General features: G+C 74.7%; 2 protein-coding genes. Both read right to left on the bottom strand.

What is annotated here, in order from left to right:
- A partial coding sequence (locus ACWDBB_RS35880; protein ID WP_449793600.1) for a type I polyketide synthase occupies positions 1-2,930 on the bottom strand: 2,930 nt, incomplete at its 3' end.
- A 245-nt stretch (positions 2,931-3,175) separates the two neighbouring features.
- A partial coding sequence (locus ACWDBB_RS35875) for an SDR family NAD(P)-dependent oxidoreductase (protein WP_449793599.1) occupies positions 3,176-6,005 on the bottom strand: 2,830 nt, incomplete at its 5' end.

Here is a 6,005-nt window from a genome sequence, read left to right as displayed (position 1 = left end):
CACGGCTGGGTCTGCACCGACAGGCGGCCCGTGAAGACGTGCCCGTCGCGGTCGGCCAGCGCCACCACAGCACCCAGCAGCGGGTGGTCGGCCGCTCCGAGCCCGGCGGACAGCACGTCACCGATACCGCGCGTGCCCGGCTTCGGCCAGTACTTCTCACGCTGGAAGGCGTAGGTCGGCAGGTCGATACGGCGTGCGGCCGGGACCAGCGGGGCCCAGTCGACGGACGCGCCGTTGCTCCAGGCCTCGGCGAGGGCGGTCAGGAAGCGCTCCCGGCCGCCCTGGTCACGGCGCAGGGTGCCCTGGACCGTGGCCTCGGCGTTGGCGGCGTCGACGGCCTCCTGGATGCCGACGGTCAGCACCGGGTGGGCGCTCACCTCGATGAACTGCGAGTGGCCGGACCCCAGAAGGGACTCGACGGTCGACGCGAACTCCACCGTCTGGCGGAGGTTGCGGTACCAGTACCCGGCGTCCAGCGAAGCGCTGTCGATCAGTTCACCGGTGACGGTGGAGTGGAACGGCACCTCCGGCACCCGGGGCGTGACCGGCGCCAGCAGCTCCGCGAGACGGGCCTCGATGCGCTCGACGTGCGCCGAGTGCGAGGCGTAGTCCACCGCGATCCGACGCGCCCGGATCTCCTGCGCGGCGCAGTGCTCCATCAGCTCGTCCAGGGCACCGGCATCGCCCGAAACGACCACCGAGCTGGGGCCGTTGACCGCAGCGATCGAGATTCCATCCCGGCCGGACAGCAGCTCGCGGACACTCTCCACGGGCAGCGGAACGGACACCATCCCGCCCAGACCGGAGAGCTCGGTGATCGCCTGGCTGCGCAGCGCCACCACCAGCGCCGCGTCCTCCAGGGAGAGCGCGCCGGAGACGGCAGCGGCGGCGATCTCGCCCTGCGAGTGCCCCACCACCGCCGACGGCTCCACACCGTTCGCACGCCAGAGGGCAGCCAGCGAGACCATCACGGCGAACAGCACCGGCTGGACCACGTCCACCCGCTCCATCCACCCGCCGTCCTCACCCGAGACGACCTCCAGCAGCTCCCAATCCACATGCGGAGCAAGCGCCTTGGCGCACTCCTCCATCCGGGAACGGAACACCGGCGAGTCCGCGAGCAGCTCCCGGGCCATGCCCAGCCACTGCGAACCCTGCCCCGGGAAGACCATGACGAGCTTGCCGCCGGCCCCGGAGCCGCGGACCACCGACGAGGTGCCCTCGTCCTGCCCCGAGGCCAATGCGCCCAGCCCGGCGAGCAGTTCGTCCCGCTCCCCCGCCAGGACCACGGCCCGCTCGTCGAACCGGGCGCGGCCGTGGGCGAGTTCGGCGCCGACGCCGGCGAGGGAGAGCTCCGCTCCGGCCTCCTGCACGAAGGCGGCCAGCTTGCCGGCCTGGGCGCGCAGCGCGGTCTCCCCGCGTGCGGACAGCACCCAGGGCAGCGGGCCGCCGACAGTGGTGGCCCAGACGGCCGGACCCGCCTGGCCGGTCGAACCTGGCGAACCGGCCGACTCGGACGGCGCGGCGGCGGCGTCCTCCGCCGCCGGGGCCTCCTCCAGGACGACGTGCGCGTTGGTGCCGCTCATGCCGAAGGCCGAGACGCCCGCCCGGCGCGGCTCGTCCGCCGCGGGCCAGTCGCGCGCCTCGGTCAGCAGTTCCACGGCGCCGCCGGACCAGTCGACGTGCGAGGTCGGGCGGTCGACGTGGAGGGTCTGCGGCAGCACGCCGTTGCGCAGCGCCATGACCATCTTGATCACGCCGCCGACGCCGGCCGCGGCCTGCGAGTGGCCGAGGTTGGACTTGAGCGAGCCCAGCCACAGCGGACGGCCGGCGGGCCGGTCCTGGCCGTAGGTGTCGAGCAGGGCCTGGGCCTCGATCGGGTCGCCGAGCACCGTACCGGTGCCGTGCGCCTCGACGGCGTCGACCTGGCCCGCCGAGAGCCGGGCGTTGGCCAGGGCGCGCAGGATGACGCGCTGCTGGGCGGGGCCGTTGGGGGCGGTGAGGCCGTTGCTGGCACCGTCCTGGTTGATCGCCGAGCCGCGCACGACCGCGAGCACCTGGTGGCCGTTGCGCTGCGCGTCGGAGAGGCGCTCCAGCAGGAGCATGCCGACGCCCTCGGCCCAGCCGGTGCCGTCGGCGGCCTCCGCGAAGGGCTTGCAGCGGCCGTCGACGGCCAGGCCGCGCTGGCGGCTGAACTCGATGAAGGAGGAGGGGGTGGACATGATCGTCGCACCGCCGGCCAGGGCCAGCGTGGAGTCGCCGTTGCGCAGCGACTGCACGGCGAGGTGGAGGGCGACCAGCGAGGAGGAGCAGGCGGTGTCGACGGTGACGGCCGGGCCCTCAAGCCCGAAGGTGTAGGCGAGTCGGCCGGAGAGCACGCTGGCCGCGTTGCCGGTGGCGAGGTGGCCCTCGGCGCCCTCGGCCTCGCCGGCGACGACCAGGCCCAGGTAGTCCTGGCCGGCGGTGCCGACGAAGACCCCGGTCTTTCCGCCCTTGAGCGCGGCCGGGTCGAGGCCGGCCCGCTCGAAGGCCTCCCAGGAGGTCTCCAGCAGCAGCCGCTGCTGCGGGTCCATCGCGAGGGCCTCGCGCGGCGAGATCCCGAAGAAGCCCGCGTCGAACTCCCCCACCGCTCGCAGGAAGCCGCCCTCGCGCGCGTAGCTGGTGCCGGCGTGCTCCGGGTCCGGGTCGTACAGCCCGTCGAGGTCCCAGCCGCGGTCCTCGGGGAAGCCGCCGATGGCGTCCCGGCCGTCCGCGACCAGGTCCCACAGTCGTTCGGGGGTGTCGATGCCGCCGGGGTAGCGGCAGGCCATGCCCACGATGGCGATCGGTTCGCGGCTCTCCGCCTGGAGGTCCCTCAGCTGCTGCTTGGTCTGCTGGAGGTCCGCGGTCACCCACTTGAGGTAGTCGCGAAGCGTCTCTTCATTCGCCATGCGGAGGGCCACCTCATCGGGGTGAGCGGGTCCTCCGGGCACGCACGCGCACACGACTGGACCACAACAGTGAAGGGTTTCGCCCTGACGCTATGAAGGGCGGTGAAGGCGGACAACCCCTACCAGCCCCCCTAGGGCCCCCATGACGAAGCGGGGGTCGGGACAATTCCCGACCCCCGCTCAGCGGCCCGAATTCACGACGGATTCACGACGGATAATCCACGGCCATTCGCTCCGAACGTGCGTCATCCCCTCCCGAGGTCGCGGTTGATGAGGGCGAAGAGTTCCTCGTCGCTGGTGGCGTCGAACGCGCTGCCGCCCACCGGCTCGGACTTGGCCGGACCGTCGTCCCACTGGGAGAGCAGCGCCTGCATCCGGACCTTGATCTTCGTCCGGGTCAGGTCGTCCGGCGCGGCGGCCGCCATGGCGGCCTCCAGTCGGTCGAGTTCGCCGAGCAGGTCGGTCGCGCTCGGCGCGCCGTCGGGGGCCAACTCGGTGCGCAGGTGCCGGGCGAGGGCCAGCGGCGTCGGGTAGTCGAACACCAGCGAGGACGGCAGTCGCAGCCCGCCCAGCAGGTTGAGCCGGTTGCGCAGCTCCACCGCCGTCAGCGAGTCGAAGCCGAGCTCGTTGAACGCCCGGTCGGCCTCGACCTCCTCCACCCCGTGGTGGCCGAGCACCTCGGCCACGTGGGTGCGGACCAGGTCCAGCAACAGCTGCTCCTGGCCGGCCTCCGGCAGCTCGGCGAGCTGCCCGCGCAGCTCGGCCGAGGCCTCGCCGTCGTCCGCCCGGTCCGCGGCGCCGTCGGTGCCCAGCGCCCGCCGGACCTCCGGCAGGTCGCCGATCAGCGGGCTGTGGCGCACCGCCGTGAAGCCGGGCGCGAACAGCGCCCAGTCCACGTCGGCGACGGTGACCGCGGTGTCGCCGTGGTCGAGGGCCGCGCCGAGGGCGGCGATGGCCGTCTCCGGGTCGAGCACCGGCAGGCCGCGGCGGCGCAGCTGCTCCTCCGCGTCGTCCTCGGCGGCCATGCCGCCGCCGCCCCACGGGCCCCACGCCACCGCGGTGGCGGTGAGGCCGGCGGCCCGGCGCTGCTCGGCGAGCGCGTCCAGGAATGCGTTGGCCGCGGCGTATCCGGCTTGGCCGGCACCGCCCCAGGTGGCGGCGATCGAGGAGAACAGGACGAATGCGTCGAGCGGTTCGGAATTCGCGCCGAACAATTCGTCCAGGTGCACCGCTCCGGCCACCTTCGCATTCACCACGTCGGCGAATTCGGAAATTCCGGTGGCACCGATCGGCGAGGCCTGGCTGACCCCTGCCGCGTGCACCACCGCCCGGACCGGGTCGCCGGCCTCGGCGAGCCCGGCGACCAGGGCCGCGAGCGCGGTCCGGTCGGCCGCGTCGCAGGCGGCCAGGGTGACCCGGGCGCCGAGGCCCTCCAGCTCCGCGCGCAGTTCGGCCGCGCCCGGGGCGTCGGCGCCCCGGCGGCTGGTCAGCACCAGGTGCTCGGCGCCGTTGGCGGTCAGCCAGCGGGCGACCCGGGCGCCCAGGGCGCCGGTACCGCCGGTGACCAGGACGGTGCCGCGGGCCTGCCAGCCGTCGACCGGGCCGGCCGGCAGCGGAGCGTGCTCCAAGCGCCGGACGTACGTGGCGTCGGCGCGCACCGCCAGCTGGTCCTCGCCCTCGCCGGCGGCCAGGGCGGCCGCGAGGCGGCGGCCGCTCCGCTCGTCGAGCGTCGCGGGCAGGTCGATCACGCCGCCCCAGCGGTCCGGGTGTTCGAGGGCGGCGGTCCGGCCGAGGCCCCAGATCTGGGCCTGGCCGCCGTGTTCGATCCGCTCGCCGGCTCCGGCGGCGACCGCGCCGCTGGTGGCCAGCCACAGCGGGGCGGCGACGCCGGCCTCGCCGAGCGCCTGGACCAGCCGGACGCTCGCGGTCACGCCCGCCGACAGGGCGGGGTGCTCGGGGTGCGGGCGGTCGTCCAGGGCGAGCAGCGAGAGCACGCCGGTCGGGGCGACCCCGTCGGCGGCCGCGCCGGCGAGCCGGGCGGCGAAGCCCTCGGTCTGCGCCTCGCCGGTGGCCACCGTCAGCTGCCGGACGTCGGCGCCGTGTCCGCCGAGGGCGTCCGCGGCGGCCTGCGCCAGCTCGGCACCGGGGCCGTCGGCGGGCGCCACCAGCAGCCAGCTGCCGGTGAGCCCGGCTGCCGGGTCCTCCGGCAGGGTCTGCCAGGTGGCCCGGTAGCGCCAGGCGTCCAGGGTGGCGCGCTCCCGGCTCTGCCGGCGCCAGCCGGTCAGTGCGGGAAGCACCTCGCGCAGCGCCGAGCGGTTCTCCTCGGCGACGTCCAGCGTGTCGGCGAGCCGGGCGAGGTCGCCCTGCTCGACGGCCGTCCAGAACCGCTCCTCCGTCGGGTCGGCGGTTGCGGAGGGCGCGGCCGGCCTGTCGGCCGTGACGGCCTCGGGCCAGTAGCGCTGCCGCTGGAAGGCGTACGTGGGCAGGTCGAGCGCCGGCACCGGCCGGTTCCCGTACAGGGCCGGCCAGTCGACGGCCGCCCCCTGGACGTGCAGCCGGGCCACGGCCGCCAGCAGGGTGCGGGCCTCGGGCCGGTCGCCGCGCAGGGCGGCGACGAGGACGGCGTTGCCGTCGGCGTCGACGCAGTCCTGGCCCATGGCGGTGAGCACACCGTCGGGGCCCAGCTCCAGGTACGTGGTCACGCCCTGGGCCTCCAGGGTGCGCATCCCGTCGAGGAAGCGGACGGCCTCGCGGACGTGGCGCACCCAGTACTCGGGCGAGCACAGCTCCTCGGCCGTGGCCATGTCCCCGGTGACGTTGGAGATGACCGGGATGCGCGGGGCGCTGTACGTCAGCCCCTCGGCAACAGCCCGGAACTCCTCCAACATCCCGTCCATCAGCGGCGAGTGGAACGCGTGCGAGACGCTCAGCCGCTTGGTCTTCTCGAACTTCCCGGCGATCGCGAGGACTTCATCCTCGGCGCCCGAAACCACGACGGAGGAAGGCCCGTTGATCGCCGCGATGCTCACCTGAGCGGTCAGCAGCGGCAGCACCTCCTCCTCCGAGGCCTTGACC

Source organism: Kitasatospora sp. NPDC001095 (assembly GCF_053598615.1).
Note: the sequence above shows the minus strand (reverse complement) of the source record. Positions and strands in the feature narration are given on the sequence as shown.